Source organism: Pedobacter sp. GW456-11-11-14-TSB4, assembly GCF_059424425.1.
On record NZ_JBWKZK010000009.1, the window covers coordinates 30,795 to 49,906 of the forward strand.

Sequence of the window (19,112 nt, forward strand, 5' to 3'; positions counted from 1 at the left end):
TGCCACAAATCATCTATACCTAAACATTGATGATTTGTGGCAATCAATTAATTTTTCATTTTTGCTTTAAAAAGTTTTTCTAGTTTTTCCATTTTAGGCAAAATTACCAACCTGCAATAAGGCAATTCTCCATTCTTCAGAAAATAATTTTGGTGGTAGTTTTCTGCCTCATAAAAAACATCAGCTTTGCTTATTTCTGTAACAACAGGTTTGCCAAAGGCATTAGCTTTATTTAGTTCTGCTTTGTATTTTTCTGCAGTGGCTTTTTGTTCTTCGGTATGATAAAAAATTACAGAGCGGTACTGTGTGCCAACATCTGCTCCTTGTCGGTTTAAGGTGGTGGCGTCGTGGCTTTTCCAAAAAATCTCTAATAATTCATCATAGGTAATTTTTGTTGGGTCGTAATTAATTTCAATAACTTCGGCATGGTTAGTCATTCCTGTACAAACATCTTCGTAAGTTGGGTTGGGCACATCGCCACCTTCATATCCAGAACTCACAGATGCTACACCGTTTAAGCGTTGAAAAAGTGCTTCTGTACACCAAAAGCAACCCATTCCAAAAGTAGCTTTTTGAGTTTTTTGTTTTTGAGCGTTTGCGTTGTTCATAAAAAGTATAATGAGTATTAAAGAGCTGATGTATTTCATTTTTATCATTTGCTTAGTAATAATACGTAAAAATTAATCATAAAGTTTGGCTACAGTCAAACAATTATAAAGCTCCCAAATTTCTTTGTTTAGTTATAATTATTTAATTTGTGAATAACTTAACTTTTTGTTTTTTAAATTGTTAAGTGAGTAAAATTAAACGCAAGGCGATTTATTAACATATCTTTTATAAATTTAACTATTCATTAAATAAAAACAATATGTCTACACCGTATATTCCATGTCTAGATTTAGGCAGTTACATTAATGGTAATGAAGAGCAACGCAAAAAGTTTTCTGACGATTTAGGCAGAGCTTTCAACGAGTCGGGTTTTGTAACTATTACAAACCATGGGTTAAGTCAAGAGTTGATTGATAAATTATACCAAAATATTAGGGCGGCATTTGCATTACCTGTAGAGGTTAAACGTAAATACGAAAAGCCAGAATTGGCTGGGCAACGTGGTTACACAAGTGCTGGTAAGGAAACAGCAAAAGGAGCAAAAACGGCAGATTTAAAAGAGTTTTGGCAAATTGGAAACGAAGTTAGTGATGGCGATCCCATTAAAAGCGAATATCCAGACAATGAAATTTTGGAAGAAATTCCAGAATTTAACAAAGTTACAAGAGAAATTTATCAGAAGTTAGAAGAGAACGGGAAGCATTTGCTCAGAGCTATTGCAACTTATTTAGAATTGCCTGTTAATTATTTCGATGAACATGTTCATAACGGAAACTCAATTTTACGTGGCATCCATTATTTTCCGATAGAAAATCCTGATGAACTACCTGATGATGCAGTTAGGGCAGGAGCACATGAAGATATTAACCTAATTACTTTGCTAATTGGCGCAAGCGCCGATGGTTTAGAGGTTTTAACAGCAAGCAACGAGTGGTTGGCTATAAAAGCTGAACATACTGATATTGTGGTAAATGTTGGCGATATGTTGCAGCGTTTAACCAATAACAAATTAAAATCTACCACACATAGAGTGGTTAATCCGCCACGCGAATTGATGAAAACTTCTCGCTTCTCGGTGCCATTTTTCTTGCATCCGCGAAGCGACATGGATTTAACAAGTTTACCGTCAACAATTGATGATGAGCATCCAAAAGTGTATAGCGATATGACTGCTGGAGAATATTTAGATGAGCGTTTAAGAGAAATTGGATTGAAGAAGTAGTTTTTGTCATTCAGAGCGAAGCCAAGAATCTATTTTTGCTAAAAATTTTAACAGCAAACTGAAATTTGGGCGTGTCCCAAGCTTCGCAAGGGTCGGGCTTTTCACTCCAAGTCCTCGCCCCGATGAAAAATCGGGGCTGTGGGCTTTACGTTTCTATCCCTCACGCTAGCAAAATTTAAATACAAAATACGCAAGTAAATTTTTATAATTGGAGTTTAAAATGGATAATGAAAAACTATCAATTTTTGCGACGATAAAAGGTATTGGCTCTGCTTCGGGCTTATTCCTGAAACAGAATTTTTTATATGTTGTTGGCGATAATAGCGCATTTTTATATAAATATGATATCGATAATAAGTCGCTTGATAAAATTCAAGTTTTAAAAGATTTACCGATTTTAGAAAATATAGCAAAAGCTGTAAAACCAGATTTTGAAGTGCTCTGTCATTACCAAAATACATTATATATTTTAGGTTCTGGCTCAAACCCAAATAGAAATTTGATGTTGAAATTTGATTTGCAAACTAAGCAAGTTAGCCAACATAGCTTGTCATCATTATATGCTAAAATTAAGCTGCAATGTAAAATTGATGATGAAAATTTAAATATCGAAGGAGCAGTGTTTAATGGTGAAAACTGGTATCTATTTAACCGTGGAAACGGAAACGCTCAAAAAAATGGTATCATTAAAATTAAAGGTGCCGATTTGCTTAATGCTCACAAAACCCAGTTTGTCCCAATCGTTTTATTAAAAGATAACAAGCAATTGGTTTCATTTACCGATGCTATGATGCACGAAAATGAAATCTATTTTATCGCAGCTGCAGAAGATACTAAATCTACTTATGAGGATGGTGAAATTTTAGGAAGTTATATTGGCTGTATTAATGCTGCAACTTTAGAATTAAATTTCACCAAAAAAATATCTTCAACGCACAAGTTTGAGGGCATTACTTTGTTTAGGCAACATGAAAATCAAATTGAATTTCTACTTTGTGAAGATAGAGATACGGATGTTATGGAAACAGTTGTTTATAGCGTAACGATTTGAAATTAATCACAAAAACATAGCTTGTAAATAACAAACTATGTTTCTATGTGGTAAATTCATCTACTTAAAAGCTTTATCAACCGCTCTGTTTATGGCATCGTGTATTCTTGGTCTAATATTTAATCTGCCTAATTGCTCACTTACTCCAGGGTTAACTCTGTTCGACAAGAAAATATAAACCAAATTGCGAGTAGGGTCTACCCAAACGCCAATACCAGTATATCCGGTATGTCCGTACGTTTGTGGCGAAGCCAATTGTGATGGATATTTCTTTGTCAAATCTGGATCCCAACGATCAAATCCTAAACCTCTTCTACTTACATCAGATTGTTTACTTGTAAACATGTTTACCGTTTCTGGCGTAAAATACTGCTCGCCACCATAGCTCCCACGGTTAAGTAACATTTGATAATAAATTGCCAAATCATTAGCATTACCAAATAAACCAGCGTGCCCTGCAACACCGCCTCTTAAAGCCGCACCTTGATCATGTACATACCCTTCTAATAAAGTTTTTCTAAAAACCTTATCATCTTCTGTTGGTACAATTTGTTCTTTTGTAAAACGATTTCTTGGCAAATATCCAGCGGTATGCATCCCAAGTGGCGTGTAAAAATTATCAACTACATATTTTTCAATCGGAGTCTCTGTTATTTGTTCAACAATATCTTGCATTACATACATGCTGATATCACTGTAAACATAAGAGCCGCGTGTTTTAATGGGCGAGTTTAGCATTTTAGGCCACATAAAATCACTAAAAAATCCTTTTTTAATGTAGTAATTATCAGCAACTTTTGTAGGAAAAGCAGCAGAAGAATCTCTTGCATAATCTCCCTCTTTAACATAGTTATGAAAAGGGATAAATGGAATAAATCCTGCTTGATGCAGCATAACCTCACGAACATTAATCTTGTTCATTGGCGTATTGCGTGCTTTCGGAATGTAAAAACCAACGTTGGTATCTAACTTTAATTTATTTTGCTCTACCAAGCGCATTACACTTGGTGTGGTTGCTGTGGTTTTAGTAACTGATGCTAAATCGAAAATATCGCTCACCTTATCTGCCAGCAAATTATCATAAGTATGCGATCCAAAAGCTTTATTGTAAATCACTTTTCCGTCTTTAGCTACTAAAACTACAATACCAGGCGCAGCTTTGCCGGCGATGGCTTCTTGCGCAATTTTGTCAACTTCCAATAAATCTTCCACATTTACACCGGCATCTTCAGGCACTGTGAACTTTAAGCGAGTTGCTGTAGTTTTATAGCCTGAGCCAGTGGTGTATTTAGCAGAAAATCCTTTGGTTAACGTGTGTTCTGCTGCAATACCGCCAAAAATTAGCTGCGGAGTAACCATTGCTGCTTCTTGCGAGTTTTGTGGACTCCATACAATTGGAGCACTAATATTATCAAATGAATTTAAACTTTTGCCATCACCAAAAAGGGCAATAACCACATTTTTATGTTGAGCAAGATCTGTAATGAAATTTAAGTAGCGGCCATCTTTAGCCATTTTATCGCTAATGGAAATGATTACCGTATTGTAAAATTTCAAATCATCAGCCAAATCATTTAGTGTGGTAGAGTCTTTGTATTTCAAGGCGCTTAGCGATTTTACATCTGCATATTTATTCAATAAGCTATCAAATGCAATTTGGTGTTCGAAGCCCAAATTTACCGAGGCAATTTTTTTTTCGGCAAGTTTAGTAATAGGTATAAAACTGTTTTGGTTATTTAATAAAACCGAATTTTTAGAGATTTCATTAATGTTTTTTAAACGATTTTCGTTCTTCTTATGGTCTTGTGCGCAAGCACTTAATGTAAAAATGGCAACTAAACATGTTGCGAAAAATCCCGCTAAACTATTTCCCTTCATATACTTTTTCTCCATTAACATAGGTTTTTAATACTTTATTCTTTAAAATTTGTTGGTCTGTGGCTTTCATCAAATCATGTTCTAAAATCACAAAATCTGCAAACTTTCCTACTTCTAAACTGCCTTTTTCTTTTTCTTCAAAGTTTGATTTTGCAGCCCAAATGGTCATTCCTCTTAACGTTTGTTCTCTTGTTAGTGCATTTTCCATTTGGTAACCACCTTGCGGATAATTCTGGTCATCTTTTCGAGCTGTTGCTGCATAAAACGTAAACATTGGGTTAATCTCTTCAACCGGAAAATCAGTTCCTAAAGGTATCCAACCGTTTTGTTGCATCAATTGTTTGTATGCATACGCACCTTTTACTCTTTCTTTACCTAAACGGTCTCCTGCCCAATACATATCTGATGTTGCATGCGTAGGTTGCACCGATGGTACGACACTTGCGCTACCAAATAAATTGAAATCACTTTGTGCTACAACTTGTGCATGCTCAATTCTCCAACGTTTATCATTTTTACCTCCTAAAACATTGTTGTAAATTTTTAAAATGCTGCGGTTTGCCGAGTCGCCAATGGCATGTGTACACATTTGAAAGTTATAGGCATTTATTTTTTTGGCTACTTCTTCAAAATGTTTAAGGTCGCTTAGCAAGAAACCAGATTTAGATGGCATATCGCTATAAGGATGCATTAAACAGGCGCCTCTAGAACCTAAAGCGCCATCGGCATAAACTTTAAAAGCCCTAACGTTTAATCTCTCGGTTTTTATAGCTCCACGTTTAAACAGATAATCAAAGTTTTTTTCATTGTCCGACAGCATAACATACAAACGCATTTTTAAACTTTTATCTGCTTGTAGCTTTTCAATAAATTCAACCGCCTCGTAATCTAATCCGCAATCATCAATAGTAGTTAAGCCAGCCGCAAAACAGTTTTTTTGCGCATCTAAGAATATTTTTTTTGCTTGAGCTTCGTTTACGGCTGGTACTTTGTTAGCTACAAGTTCTACTGCGTTATCAATTAATAAACCGGTTAATTTACCGTTAACTTCTACAATATCTCCGCCAGTTAATTCAAAAGATTTCGTAATTCCGGCTGCTGTTAAAGCACTTTGGTTGGCAATAGAAGCGTGGCCATCAACACGTTCTAATAAAACTGGTCGCGTAGGGAAGAGTGAATCCAACTTTTCTTTAGTTGGGAATTGTTTGTTTGGCCAATCGTTTTGATCCCATCCTCTGCCTGTTAACCAACCATCTGGATGTGTTTTAGCAAATTCAACTAATCGGCTAATTACCTCGTCCCAACTTTTGGTTCCCCTTAAATCTGCACTTTGTAAACTTTCTCCGTATCCGTAAAAGTGAGCGTGAGCATCAATAAACCCTGGGTAGATGGTTTTTCCTTTTGCATCTATTTCTTCGCTGCCAGCATATTGATTTCTAATATCAGCTTCGCTACCAACAGCTAAAATTTTACCATCTTTTATGGCCATAGCCTCGGCTATTTCAAATTTTTCGTTTACAGTATAAATTTTTGCATTAAAAACTACCAAATCTGCTTTTGGCTTTGTACATCCGCTTAATATAAATAACAGCGCAATTAGGGAGAGGAGTTGTTTCATGTTTTAAAGATATAAAATCGGTTCACAGTTTTCAATTTAGAGTTAACAATGTTGCATTACAAACCATCAATTTTTATGAAGTCCTTTTGGGGTTGAGGAGCAATTTGACATTTAAACAATCATTTTTTATCTCAAAAATAGGCTTATTTTGCCTAAATTAGCGGCTTACAAAAAATACTAAATGTCTGATATTATACAACTTTTACCCGATAGTGTTGCCAATCAAATTGCAGCCGGAGAGGTGGTGCAGCGACCTGCATCAGCGGTAAAAGAACTGCTAGAAAATGCCATTGATGCGGGTGCAGATAAAATACAACTGATTGTAAAAGATGCTGGTAAAGCATTAATACAAGTGATAGATAATGGTTGCGGGATGAGTATAACTGATGCTCGTATGTGTTTCGAACGTCATGCTACTTCTAAAGTTCGCAAAGCGGAAGATCTTTTTGCCATTAGAACGATGGGTTTTAGGGGCGAAGCGATGGCATCTATTGCGGCAATTGCTCAGGTAGAAATGAGAACCAAGCGTCATGAAGATGAGGTTGGTACATTAATTGAAATTGAGGGTGCAACATTTATTAAACAGGAACCAGTTGGTACTGCCAACGGAACAAGTATTTGTATTAAAAATTTGTTTTACAATACACCTGCCAGAAGAAATTTTTTAAAGAGTAATCCGGCAGAAATGCGCCACATTATAGATGAGTTTCAGCGTGTGGCCATGGCAAAACCTCATATCGCTTTTAGCTTACACCATGATGGAGCCGAGATTTATCGTCTACCGGCTTCAGCGATGAAGCAACGTATAGTTCACTTATTTGGCAATAATTACAACGAACGTTTAATTCCCGTAGAGGAAGAAACCACTATAATTAACCTAAAAGGATATATTGGCAAACCAGAATTTGCTAAAAAAACTAGGGGCGAACAATTCTTTTTTGTCAATGATAGATTTATTAAGGATGCTTATTTAAACCATGCGGTAAATAAAGCTTATCAGGAGTTGTTGCCTGATGATAATTTTCCTTTGTACGTTTTATTCATCGAGATTGATCCAGCAAAAATTGATGTAAATGTTCATCCTACAAAAACAGAAATTAAATATTTGGATGAAAGATCTATTTATGCCATCATCCACTCGGCTGTGAAAAGATCTCTAGGCAAATTTAACATCAGTCCGACGATTGATTTTAACCAAGAAACTGGCTTTAGCAATATGATTACGCACAAAGCGCCAGAAGATATTGTACCGCCAAGTATTTCTTTTAATCCAGATTTTAATCCTTTCGAACAAACAAAAACTGTTACTAAAGAAATTCCGTTTCTAAGAAATGAGAATAGGGGCGGCGGAATGGCACCAAGTAAAAATTGGGGTTCTTTGTATGAGATTACCAATCACCATGTGCCAGAACAAGCTGCAATTGATTTAGGCGAAACGCAAAAAGACGATCAGTTTGAGCCTTTGCAAAAGCAATTTATGCAGGTGCACAACCGTTATATTGTTTCTCAGATCAAATCTGGGATTATGATGATTGACCAACAAGCTGCACACGAACGTATTTTGTACGAAAGGTTTCTATTACATTTAGAAGATAGAAAAGGAGCCTCACAACAAAGTCTTTTTCCGCAAACGGTAACACTTAGTCCGAACGACTATGAGTTAGCTAAAAGTTTATTGGATGATATTAAAAGTTTAGGTTTTGAAGTTAGAGAATTTGGTAAAAATACTTTAGTGATAGAAGGAATTCCTGTAGATTTAGGAAGTACAAATATTAATGAAACACAGCTTTTTGAACATTTGATCGAAGGTTTTAAGAATTCGCAGCAAGAGCTGAAATTAGATAAACGCGATGCCTTAGCCAGAAGTATGGCAAAGAATAGTGCAATTAAAGCTGGGACAGCTTTAGGGCAGCAAGAAATGAATACCTTGATTGAAGAGTTATTTGCTTGTAAAACGCCGAATTTTAGTATCGGTGGTAGACCAGTGATCCAAACTATTGCGCTAACAGAAATTGCGCAAAAGTTTGAGAGATAGTTGAAGGCTTTGAGGTCGAAGAAGGGAAGGATGAAAAGGCTAAAATACCAAAGCCTAGAAAACGATAAATGTTAATCTGTGAAGTTACACTAATGTGTGAAATCGCTTTTAATTAAAAATATGAACAACATTACACCTGTAGTAAAAAATTTGCTGATTATAAACGTAATATTTTTTATAGCTACTTGGCTATTTCAAATTCAAGGGATTCCGTTAGAGCAATATCTAGCAGTTTTCTATTTCGACTCTCCATTTTTTAAAATTTGGCAACCTGTTACGCATATGTTTATGCATGCAAACCTATTTCATATTTTCTTCAATATGTTCGGTTTAGTAATGATAGGTGGAATTGTGGAGAACCATTTTGGAGGAAAGAGATTTTTTAATTTTTACATGATAAGTGGTCTTGGAGCAATTGCTTTACAGTGGGCGGTACAGGCTTTTGAAGTTTATCAAATTACAGGAAGCGCATTTAATGATTTATCTGTCGTATCTAGTTCTCAGCAATTGCTAGATATATATCGTACGCCAATGGTAGGTGCATCGGGAGCGGTTTTTGGTGTTTTAACGGCATTCGCTGTACTTTATCCAAACCTTGAGTTAATGATTATGTTTATCCCGGTTCCCATTAAAGCTAAATATTTTGTTCCAGGATATATTGCATTCGAATTATTTATGGGCTTTAGTAGAATTGAAGGCGACTCGGTTGCCCACTTTGCTCACTTAGGCGGTGCATTAATTGGCTTCATTTTAGTTAAACTTTGGCGCAATAAATCTAATTATTACGATTATTATGACTAACAATTGGTTAAGTGATTTAAAATTTAAGCTCTTTAAATCTGGCGATCCTGTTCTGCTGTACATTGGTATCAATGCAATTATTTTTGTAGTGGTATCGCTATCAAGTGTATTTACATTTATGGCTGGTTCCAGAGGCATGATCGATGGTTTTGTTAGAGCTTATCTAGCTTTTCCATCTTTACCAGATTTATGGTTAACGCGTTTTTATACCGTTTTAACCTACCAATTTTTTCATGCAGATTTTTTCCATATCCTGTTTAACATGCTATGGTTATATTGGATGGGAAGAATTTTTTTAGATTTTGTAAAGCCTAGGCAGTTTCACTTTGTGTATTTAGCTGGCGGAATTGCAGGAGCAGTTTTTTATGCCCTTGTTTTTAATTTAGTTCCTGTTTTTAGCCAAACAGCAGGTACGTTAATTGGTGCATCAGCCGCAGTAGCTTCAATTTTTGCAGCGGCAGCAACCTTGGTTCCAGATTATTCAATAAGGTTATTGTTTATCGGAGAAGTAAAGCTAAAGTACATCTTGTTAGTTTATATTTTGTTAAATCTGATCGGTATAGAATCAGCAAATGCGGGTGGTAGCATTGCCCATTTAGGTGGTGTTTTGTTTGGTTTTGTTTACATTAAATTATTGCAAAGTGGTACTGACTTAAGCAAAATATTTGAGAAAAAGCCTAAATTGAAGGTTGTTAAAAACGATGCTCCCCAAAAAAAATCATCAACCAATATTAACCAAAAAGAAGTAGATGCTATTTTAGATAAAATTTCTAAATCTGGGTACGACAAATTAACAAAAGAAGAAAAGGATACGCTGTTTAAGGCAAGTAATAGTTAATGAAAAAGAAGAAATTTACTTTTTTTGATAAGTTGATGCTGCTGATTGCAGTTGTTGCGGCTATTTGTTTAGTTTGTGGCATATTTGCTGGTAAAAGCGATCCGAGAGAACACATTATCATCGCCTTTTTTGGCTTAGCTTATCCATTTTTCCTTCTTGGTAATCTTTTAATTCTAGGGTATTGGATTATCAGAAAAAGAGCTGTTTTTTCCATCATCACCGTATTAATCATTTGTTCTGGTTGGCATACCCTAATTGCTACATTTGGATTTTTCGGCACCAGCGGAAAAAATGAGAAAGCTACCGAAGATTTGGTGAGGGTGCTAACTTATAACGTACATAATTTTACCCCATACGGCGATAAAATTACGGAAGAAGTGAAAGAAAAAATGCTTGGAGTTATTCGCGAGCAAAATCCTGATGTAATTTGTTTTCAAGAATTTTTCACTAAACCAAAAGGCCCTTTTGACACGGTTGATAGCCTAAAAAAAATGCTCAATACCAAGCATTATTACTTCGTGCCTACTTTAGAAAGTTCTACAGAAGCTATCGGTTTGGCTATATTTTCTAAGTATCCGATTGTAAATTCAGGTAAAATAAACTTCGAAAACTCAAGCGGTAATCAAAGTATATATGTTGATTTGAAGTTTAAATCTCGGGTAATTAGAGTCTATAATGTTCATTTTCAATCCATCTCATTTCAAGGAGAAGATTATACTTATTTAGATGACGTTTCTAAAGAAATCGACTTTAATAAAGCATCAACCAAAAGAATTTTGCGCATGATTAAGAGTGCTTTTCTTAAAAGAAGTACGCAGGTTGATATCATGAAAACACATTTAAACAGCTGTGCTACACCGTACGTAATTGCCGGAGATTTTAACGACACACCTGCTTCTTATGCAGTTACTAAAATAACAGATACTTTAAATAATGCCTTTATAGAAAAAGGGCAAGGTTTAGGAAGAACATATAATGGTAAGTTTCCTAACTTTCAGATAGATTATATTGCCACAACAAAAGATTTTGAAGTTGAAAATTATCACATTGTGAAGGCAAAATTATCTGATCATTTTCCGGTAAGGAGTGATATTCGCTTAAAAACTACACAGCCATAACATTAACGCATTTTATTTAACTTTGCTACATGATACAGAAGATACAATTATACAATACGCTAACACGTAAAAAAGAAGTTTTTGAGCCGCTAAACGAACCTCATGTGGGGATGTATGTATGTGGTCCAACGGTTTACAGTGATGTGCATTTAGGTAATTGTCGTACTTTTCTATCATTCGATTTGATTTTTAGATATCTTAAATACAGCGGTTTTAAAGTTCGTTATGTAAGAAATATAACCGATGCTGGTCACTTGGAAGGCGATAGGGACGAGGGTGATGATAAATTTGCAAAACGAGCAAAATTAGAGCAATTAGAGCCAATGGAAATTGTGCAGAAATACACAATTGGTTTTCATGATGTGATGCGCATGTTTAATGCTTTGCCACCAAGTATCGAGCCAACTGCAACAGGCCATATTATTGAGCAAATAGAAATGATTAAAACCATCATGGCCAATGGTTATGCCTACGAGGTTGATGGAACCATTTATTTTGATGTAGAGAAATACAGTAAAGAATACAACTACACCATTTTAACCAACCGTAATTTAGAAGACATGTTGGCCAATACCCGTGAGTTGGGTGGACAAGATGATAAGCATGGAAGGTTAGATTTTGCCTTGTGGATAAAAGCCAAACCAGAAACTTTAATGCAGTGGGCTTCTCCTTGGGGTATGGGTTTTCCGGGTTGGCATATTGAGTGTTCTGCAATGAGCGCAAAATACCTTGGGCAAGAGTTTGATATACACGGTGGAGGGATGGACCTGGCTGCAACGCACCATACTAATGAAATTGCACAATCAGAAGCTTGTAGCCGTCATCAACCTGCAAAATATTGGATGCATACCAACATGCTTACCGTAAATGGTACGCGTATGTCTAAATCTAAAGGCAACGGATTTTTACCAGGTGAGTTATTCACTGGAGATCATCCATTGTTAAATAAAGGCTACAGCCCAATGACGGTCAAGTTTTTTATGCTGCAGGCTCATTACCGAAGTACTTTAGATTTTTCTAACGAAGCTTTAGAAGCATCTGAAAAGGGATTTAGAAGATTAATGAACGCGGTGAGTTTGTTGCCTAAATTAGTGGCTAACGAAGAGGGTAACATAGAAATAGATGCGATCAAAGAAAATTGCATTAACGCCATGAATGATGATTTTAATAGTCCGGTGGTAATTGCAGAATTATTTGAAGCTACCCGAATTATCAATACAGTTTACGATGGAACTGCCAAAATTAATGCAGCAGAGCTGGATAAATTGAAAGCTTTAGTAAATGATTTTGTATTTGAAGTATTTGGCTTAAAGGATGAGGAGAGTAGCAATACAGAACTAAATGAGGTTTTAGATATGGTTATCGCCCTGCGTAAAGAAGCCAAAGAAAATAAAGATTATGCTACTTCCGATCAAATAAGGATTGGGTTGCAAAATATCGGTATCCAACTAAAAGATAGTAAAGAAGGTACCACATGGAGTAAAAATTAAATTACTGATCATCCCGTTGATAGTTTGAAAATTTAACTACAGTAATATGGGCAAAGAAGAAGCAATAAAACTTTTTGAACAGAAACAAGTACGCTCTGTTTGGGATGATGAAAAAGAGAAATGGTATTTTGTTGATGTAATTGAGATATTAACGGATCAGCTAGGACATCAGGGAGCAAGAAATTATTGGAAAGTTTTGAAAAATAGACTTTTAAAAGAGGGAAATGAAACGGTTACAAGTTGTAACCGTTTGAAAATTCTCGCTGCTGACGGCAAAATGCGTTTTACCGATGTTGCTGACACCGAACAGTTATTCCGCTAAAAAACTTTTAATAAATAATGAAGAAAATCAAAATCTTAAATCAATTGAATAAAACGTTTATCATTTTAATATTTGTAGCTATCGGATTAACGCAAGCCTGCAAATCTGAAAAGAAAACTACTGAAGATGATGCTGAACAAGTTGTAAAACTAGTTTCGCCAGAATTTAATGCAGATAGTGCATTTGCTTTTACCAAAGCACAAGTAGATTTTGGGCCACGTATTCCATCTACAGAAGCGCATGCCAAAACTGCGGCTTATTTGGTGGCTAAGTTAAAATCTTTTGGGGGAGATGTTTTTGTGCAAGAAGCACCAGCTGAAACTTTTGATGGAAAATCACATCGACTAAAAAATATCATTGCGGCATTTAATCCAGAGAAAAAACAACGCGTTTTAATTACTGCCCATTGGGATGCAAGACCATTTTCTGATCAAGATCCAGATCCAAAAATGCACGATAAAGCTTTTGATGCCGCAAATGATGGCGCAAGTGGTGTTGCAGTAATTTTAGAAATGGCCCGCCAAATCCAAATCAAACAACCCAATGTTGGCGTAGATTTTATTTTATGGGATATTGAAGATTACGGAAAATCTCAAGATGAATCTGAAAACGAAACTACTTGGTGTATTGGTTCGCAATATTGGGCAAAAAATCCGCCAGTAAAAGGTTACAAGCCTCTTTTTGCTATTAATTTAGATATGGTTGGTGGTAGCAATGCACAGTTTACACAAGACGAAATTTCGAGAAAATATGCTCCAGAGGTTTTAAAAAAAGTTTGGGATATTGGGAATGAGATCGGCTACGCAGCTTATTTTGTGAATGTGCCATCAGGTAATATAATTGATGATCATTTTTGGGTTAATCAGGCAGGTATCCCGTGTATTGATATTATCCACTATTCTGATGCATCTGGTTTTTATTCCAACTGGCATACACAATTAGATAATTTAAATAATATAGATAAAAACACACTATTAGCAGTCGGCCAAACTGTTTTAGAAACTATTTTTAGAGAAGTTCCGGGTACTTAATGTTTAATTGTTAATTACTTTTTACTTTGGCTAATGCATCAAATCTTATATTCGTACCACTATTAAATTTACACATGAAGAAAATTATTTTTACGCTGTTACTTGCTGCCACAACTCTTGGTGTTTTTGCACAAAAATCTAACGGAACTACCAAATCATTAGTAGAAACTGAAAAAGATTTTGCAGCTTATTTAGCTAAAAATGGAGCAAATGCAGCTTATAATAGATATGCAGCAAATGATGCCATTGTTTTTAGACCAAACCCAACAAATGCTAAGAAATTTTATGCTTCTGCTCCAGATACCAAAGATATTACTTGGGCGGTAAGCCAGGCTCGTGTTTCACGTAGTGGCGAGTGGGGTTTTACTTCAGGTACATATGAAGAAGGAACTGAAAAGAAAACATATGGTCATTACCTATCTGTTTGGAGAGTTAATGATGGTAAATGGGAATTGATTATTGATTTAGGCGCAGAAACCAACAAATCATTAAAAAAGGTTGCTCAAGATATTGTAGAACCAAAAGATCACTTTGTCCCTAAATTTACCAATCCTAAAGATTTAAAAGTAAGTAGGGAAATTATCAATACAACCGAAAAAACTTTAAATACCACATTAAAATCTTACGGACCAAGTGCTTTCTCAGGATTTTTAAATGCTGATGCTCGTTTATTGTTTCCTGGAACCGAACCAATTGTAGGTAAAGATAATATACAGGCTTTTAACAATAGAATGATTGATAAAATTAGTTTAAAAACTACTTCTTTCGATAAAACTTTAGGTGCAGATTTTGGCTATACTTATGGTGTTGCAACTATCGATTATAAAACAGATCTACGCGAAAGTTTTCATTATGTATTTATTTGGGAACGTCAAAAAGATGGCAATTGGAACATCATGACCCAAATATTTACTTTGGCAGAACGTTAATTAGAAACCAAAAACCAAATATAAATCTAAAGGATTTCGGCTTAGCTGAAATCCTTTTTTGATTATAGGGAGTTATTCCTTATGCTATCTGAATGCTACATTCCCCGTTTTGGGAGTTTACTTCGATTTATCGGCGGGCTAGATGGACGAATTATTCAAAACTTAATTTTTAATTATTTAAATAATAAATGGTTTTCTCAGAAAATCAATAACAGTATATCTATTAAAGTTAGTCGGGCTATACGCTCCAATCTTTTTGTTTTAATGTCAGTTTGGTAGGATTGTGTGTGATCAAAACAAAAAGGATTTCCGTTGCTATCCCGTTTATATTACTTCTGCCTGAGGTACTATTTCAAGTTGAAATCCGCATCCAACTAAATGATAACAAAAATTGGCTTTATTATTGCCGCTCCTTCCAAAATTTTAATTAGCAATGTTGATGAAGAAAAACTTACTTTTAATCGCTTACCTCGTAATTTCATTCCATACTTTTGCTCAAAAAAAGTTTGATGTTCAAGGGCATCGCGGTGCTCGTGGCATTATGCCAGAAAACACCATTCCGGCTATGCTAAAAGCTTTAGAATTGGGAGCTACAACGTTAGAAATGGATATTGTAATTAGTAAAGATAAACAAGCCGTTGTTTCTCAGGAGCCTTATTTTAATCACGAGTTTAGCTTAACACCAACAGGTAAGCCTATTACCTTAAAAGATGAAAAGAAAAACAACATCTACAAAATGAATTACACTGAGGTTAAAAAGTTTGATGTGGGGAGCAAATTGCATCCAAGGTTTCCCGGACAACAAAAACTTAAAGCCTACAAACCTTTGTTAGCAGAGCTGATTGATTCGGTAGAGAATTATGTAAAGTTAAATCGATTACCCAAACCAGATTATAACATCGAAACCAAATTAATCCGTAAAGGCGATGGAGAGTTTCAGCCAAGTCCGGAGGAATATGTAGAAATTATAATGGATATTGTAAAGCAAAAGAGGCTAGAAAAGCGGGTGATTATTCAATCTTTTGATATCAGATCGTTGCAATATGTTCACGAAAAATATCCAAAAATGAGAACCTCATTAGGTATTGATGAAAAGGTTGATTTTGAAGACAACATTGCACAGTTAGGTTTTAAACCAACAATTTACAGTCCGTATTTTGTGCTGGTTGGAAAAAATTTGGTTGATAAATGCCATGCCGCCGGAGTTAAAATCATCCCATGGACAGTTAACTCGGTAAAAGATATCGAGTATTTACAAGGTTTAGGTGTTGATGGAATAATTACCGATTATCCAAATTTAATAGGGCAGGTTAAAAGGTAGATTAAAAACGTATGCAACTTTATATTTTAGCACAGCTTTTTGTTGACTAAACCTGATGGAAGTGAAATCCTTTTTGTTATGTCGAGGATTTTCGAAGGGGGAAACAAAAAGATTGTAACGCACAGCAGGACTAACCTAAAAATGAAATGCTGTTACTGCTTTTCAAAAAATTAGTTAATCTATGTTATTTCAAACTAGCTAAAAACGCTTCAGCAATTTGATGAACATTTGCTTTTTTCTCTTCTGGCCATTTGTCGTAAGTTCTAATGAGCATGCCTAAACGAGGGTTTTTTAAAAAGAAATTACGCTGTTTATCCATAAATCGCCAGAATAAAGCATCCCAAACTTCTTGCCATTTGCCTTTTGGGTAATCGCTCATTTTCATTAAATAATTGCTGCCGCTAATGTAGGGTTTAGTAGCCAAAATTCCGCCATCGGCAAATTGGCTCATGCCATACACATTGGGCACCATTACCCAATCGTAAGCATCAATGAACAATTCCATAAACCATTGGTAAACATCATCTGGGTGTATTTCGCAGAGCAGCATAAAATTGCCTAAAACCATTAATCGTTCTATGTGGTGGCAATAACCAGTTTTTAAAACCTTTTTAATCGTCTCGTCAAAAGGTACAATTCCGGTACTTCCATCATAAAATGATTGAGGCAGTTTTCTGGTAAAACCCCAAAAGTTTTTTGTTCTTTCTTGTGCGCCTTTGGTAATGTAAACACCTCTTATAAACTCTCTCCAACCAATAATTTGTCTGATGAAACCTTCTACAGAATTAATTGGAGTTTGGTGTTTGTTGGCGTGAGTTAAAGCCGCATTGATTACTTGATAAGGCGTGAGTAAACCCACATTGAGCATTGGCGTAAGCAAACTGTGATTTAGGAGCATTTCGCTTTTCACGATGGCATCTTCATAATCTCCAAACTCTGCAAAACGGTTTTTCAAAAAATCTTCAAGCCATTTTTCGCTAGCTTCAAAATCTGTGGGATAAAAGAAATCATCATTTAAAAGACCCACGTTATTCCCGAAATGGGCTTTGGTATAGCTTAGGGCTTCTTTGCAGTTTTCATTGGGTTGTGGTAGATTTAATTTAACAACTGCTTTACCCTTCGGGAATTTTTTCCGGTTTTCTTCATCAAAACTCCATTTGCCACCTGTAGGTTCATCTAAACCTTGCACTAAGATTTTCTTCGCTATGCGTTGTTGTTTGTAAAATGCAGTCTGGAAATAAGTTTTTTTATCTGGGTTAAAAAACTTACCTAAATCCGCTTCTGTGTTTAAATACATCGGCGAATCTAAAATCTGTAGTTTGATGTTTAGTTTGGCAGCTGCCGATTTAACTCTGCTCAACAACCAATCATCAACAGGATCGATAAGGTTGATTTGTGAAACTTTTTGCCTTGTTAAATATGAGATTAACTTTCTAACATCAGCATTTTGCTCTTCTGCTTCAATGTAATTAACTTTAAATCCTTTGGCTTCCAAATGATGCTCGTAGCATTTCATGGTTGCTCTATGGAAAGCTATTTTTTGCTGATGAAAATTGTATTGCGTAAAAAATAGATTTTCTTCAATGAGAAAGTATGCGCCATCAAAATTAAAAAGCTCGTTATTTTTAAATAATTGATGTGGAAATATAAAGTTTACACTACTCATTTGTAGAAATATTTAGGTGCAATAAACAAGTTTAAACGTATGCAAAGGCCAAATAGATTTTATTTTGGAATTAATTCTTTCCTCGCTTTTTTATAAAATGCAAAAAATGAGGGATAATAACCCGTAACAGAAGTAAGCCAGGTTCGTGGCTCTTGCTTGCCACTATAATTATTTAAAGGATGTTCTTTAAAAATAAGCTCGCCAGCTAATTGCTCGAGTGTGGTAAATTCTGCTACATAAATTTGAATGTTCGGCAAGTTTGCCTTGGCCAATTCGATACAGAAATTTAATACTTTTTCAGAAACTGGATACTGTTGAAAAACGGATGGTTCTAAAAGTAAAATCCTATTGGCATCAATATCTTTATGCCATTGTGGATCGAGGTTGTAAAAATTATAGATTAAAGTAGGTTTAGCTTTTATGATTTTCGGTGTATCGGTTTTTGGTAACAGAGTTGATAAATTAAGTTGCTCGGTTTCTTCTAATACTGATGGAATTGGTAAATCAGCAAACCGCTCGTAAGTGATATCTAAAAAAGTATCACTTTGTGAGGTATGGCAATACTTGTTTATATTTTCTTGATTGGCATAATACAATTTATGACTATTCGCACCGCAAACCCATTGCCAGCTTAATGCGTTTGATGCCCAATCGCCATCAAACAAATGGTAATACATCCATTTTGCTGGTAACTGCCAATGAGATTTAGCAACATTGCAAGCAATTGAAGCTACATACATACGGATGTGATTGTGCATGTAACCTGTTTGGTATAGGGTTTTAACTCCTTCATCAATGGCCTCAATACCAGTTTCGGCTTGAGCTAAACTAGTTGCCATTCCTTTTCGCTCTGCATTTGGTTGCGGCTTAATTAAATCTTCATTTATGGCTTTTCCTTTGGCAATCCAAATCTGTTGCCAATAATCTCGCCAAGCCAATTCCTGAATAAATTTTTCGATTTGATGGGGTTCATAATCTTTGGCAATAACTGCATCGTAAACCTGTTTGGTACTAATTACACCTCTTGAGATATAAGGTGATAGGTAAGTAACCGCACCATCAATAAAATTTCTGGTACCAGCGTATTTTTTAGGTTCTATCTGGTCAATTCTTTCTAAGATTTGAGCGTAGGTGAAGGGAAAATTCATGGATTAATGCAGTTTTTTATATCTACGGAATGCAC

General features: G+C 35.4%; 16 protein-coding genes. 11 read left to right on the forward strand and 5 right to left on the reverse strand.

Translation table 11 applies throughout. The annotated features are described in order from the left end of the window. Nucleotides 1-47: 47 nt before the first annotated feature. A complete protein-coding gene (gene msrA, locus AC07XU_RS18140) occupies nt 48-647 on the reverse strand; it encodes a peptide-methionine (S)-S-oxide reductase MsrA (protein ID WP_494945051.1) in 600 nt (199 codons plus the stop codon). Between the two features lie 221 nt (nt 648-868). Between msrA and AC07XU_RS18145 the strand changes: the two genes are divergently transcribed. Both AC07XU_RS18145 and AC07XU_RS18150 read left to right on the forward strand, forming a co-directional pair. After that, nucleotides 869-1,831 (forward strand): isopenicillin N synthase family dioxygenase, encoded by a 963-nt coding sequence (locus AC07XU_RS18145; RefSeq protein ID WP_494945052.1) that lies wholly within the window; start codon nt 869-871, stop codon nt 1,829-1,831. 220 nt (nt 1,832-2,051) lie between these two features. Then, nucleotides 2,052-2,882 (forward strand): DUF6929 family protein, encoded by an 831-nt coding sequence (locus AC07XU_RS18150; RefSeq protein WP_494945053.1) that lies wholly within the window; start codon nt 2,052-2,054, stop codon nt 2,880-2,882. Nucleotides 2,883-2,942: 60 nt separating this feature from the next. Here the strand turns inward: AC07XU_RS18150 and AC07XU_RS18155 are convergent, their stop codons facing one another. Beyond that, nucleotides 2,943-4,775 carry a serine hydrolase domain-containing protein gene (locus tag AC07XU_RS18155; protein WP_494945054.1) on the reverse strand — a complete coding sequence of 611 codons (1,833 nt, stop codon included), beginning with the start codon at nt 4,773-4,775 and terminating at the stop codon, nt 2,943-2,945. Beyond that, on the reverse strand, nt 4,747-6,378 hold the full coding sequence (locus tag AC07XU_RS18160) for an amidohydrolase (protein WP_494945055.1): 1,632 nt from the start codon (nt 6,376-6,378) through the stop codon (nt 4,747-4,749). Before AC07XU_RS18160 ends, AC07XU_RS18155 begins: the two co-directional genes overlap by 29 nt. Before the next feature lie 181 nt (nt 6,379-6,559). Between AC07XU_RS18160 and mutL the strand changes: the two genes are divergently transcribed. From mutL to AC07XU_RS18205, 9 genes are all read left to right on the forward strand, one after another. Beyond that, the gene (mutL, locus tag AC07XU_RS18165; protein ID WP_494945056.1) at nt 6,560-8,413 is read left to right on the forward strand and encodes a DNA mismatch repair endonuclease MutL; all 1,854 of its coding nucleotides are present in this window, start codon (nt 6,560-6,562) and stop codon (nt 8,411-8,413) included. A gap of 120 nt (nt 8,414-8,533) precedes the next feature. Then, nucleotides 8,534-9,214 (forward strand): rhomboid family intramembrane serine protease, encoded by a 681-nt coding sequence (locus AC07XU_RS18170; protein ID WP_494945057.1) that lies wholly within the window; start codon nt 8,534-8,536, stop codon nt 9,212-9,214. Further along, nucleotides 9,207-10,052 (forward strand): rhomboid family intramembrane serine protease, encoded by an 846-nt coding sequence (locus AC07XU_RS18175; RefSeq protein WP_494945058.1) that lies wholly within the window; start codon nt 9,207-9,209, stop codon nt 10,050-10,052. The genes AC07XU_RS18170 and AC07XU_RS18175 overlap by 8 nt, the downstream gene beginning before the upstream one ends. Next, a complete protein-coding gene (locus tag AC07XU_RS18180; protein ID WP_494945059.1) occupies nt 10,052-11,170 on the forward strand; it encodes an endonuclease/exonuclease/phosphatase family protein in 1,119 nt (372 codons plus the stop codon). Before AC07XU_RS18175 ends, AC07XU_RS18180 begins: the two co-directional genes overlap by 1 nt. 29 nt (nt 11,171-11,199) lie before the next feature. After that, nucleotides 11,200-12,660, forward strand: coding sequence for a cysteine--tRNA ligase (cysS, locus tag AC07XU_RS18185; RefSeq protein ID WP_494945060.1), 1,461 nt, complete (start codon nt 11,200-11,202; stop codon nt 12,658-12,660). 46 nt (nt 12,661-12,706) lie between these two features. After that, a complete protein-coding gene (locus AC07XU_RS18190) occupies nt 12,707-12,982 on the forward strand; it encodes a hypothetical protein (protein ID WP_494945061.1) in 276 nt (91 codons plus the stop codon). 17 nt (nt 12,983-12,999) lie between these two features. Beyond that, nucleotides 13,000-14,013 (forward strand): M28 family peptidase, encoded by a 1,014-nt coding sequence (locus AC07XU_RS18195; protein ID WP_494945062.1) that lies wholly within the window; start codon nt 13,000-13,002, stop codon nt 14,011-14,013. A gap of 74 nt (nt 14,014-14,087) precedes the next feature. After that, nucleotides 14,088-14,942: a DUF4440 domain-containing protein gene (locus AC07XU_RS18200; protein ID WP_494945063.1), complete on the forward strand. Its 855-nt coding sequence runs from the start codon at nt 14,088-14,090 to the stop codon at nt 14,940-14,942. Between the two features lie 439 nt (nt 14,943-15,381). Then, the gene (locus AC07XU_RS18205) at nt 15,382-16,263 is read left to right on the forward strand and encodes a glycerophosphodiester phosphodiesterase (protein ID WP_494945064.1); all 882 of its coding nucleotides are present in this window, start codon (nt 15,382-15,384) and stop codon (nt 16,261-16,263) included. A 184-nt stretch (nt 16,264-16,447) separates the two neighbouring features. Here AC07XU_RS18205 and AC07XU_RS18210 read toward each other — a convergent pair whose 3' ends face one another. After that, the gene (locus tag AC07XU_RS18210) at nt 16,448-17,929 is read right to left on the reverse strand and encodes a cryptochrome/photolyase family protein (protein ID WP_494945065.1); all 1,482 of its coding nucleotides are present in this window, start codon (nt 17,927-17,929) and stop codon (nt 16,448-16,450) included. A 59-nt stretch (nt 17,930-17,988) separates the two neighbouring features. Next, on the reverse strand, nt 17,989-19,077 hold the full coding sequence (locus AC07XU_RS18215) for an FAD-binding domain-containing protein (RefSeq protein ID WP_494945066.1): 1,089 nt from the start codon (nt 19,075-19,077) through the stop codon (nt 17,989-17,991). Between the last annotated feature and the right edge of the window lie 35 nt (nt 19,078-19,112).